Annotated in this window: 1 protein-coding gene; it reads right to left on the reverse strand. The window is 67.3% G+C overall.

What is annotated here, in order from left to right; genetic code table 11:
- A partial coding sequence (locus QSJ40_RS12635; protein ID WP_285731354.1) for a helix-turn-helix domain-containing protein occupies positions 1–321 on the reverse strand: 321 nt, incomplete at both ends.

Raw genomic sequence — 321 nt, forward strand, 5'->3', positions numbered from 1 at the left:
AGTCTGCTGGCGGGCACGTTCATGTGCGCGCCAAGCCGAGTATTCGCAGCGGCCTCCGCCGCGCTTGACCTCACGGCTGATGGTGGACACCGTTCGCCCCAGCTGCCCGGCGATCGCGGTGAATGTGTCGCCACGATTGATCCCCAGAAGGATCTGCTCGCGCTCATCGATCGTCAGGCAGCCCTGGCGTGGTTTCCAGCCGAGCGGTTTGGCATCGAGGTGCCTGCCGCTCCGGGCCATGACCCCGACCATCGGCGCGCTGCAGCCGATCTCCTTGGCGATATCGACCAGCCGCCAGCCCCTCGCGTGCAACCTGAGCGC

This window comes from Kocuria sp. NBRC 114282, assembly GCF_030268385.1.
Lineage (GTDB): Bacteria > Actinomycetota > Actinomycetes > Actinomycetales > Micrococcaceae > Kocuria > Kocuria palustris.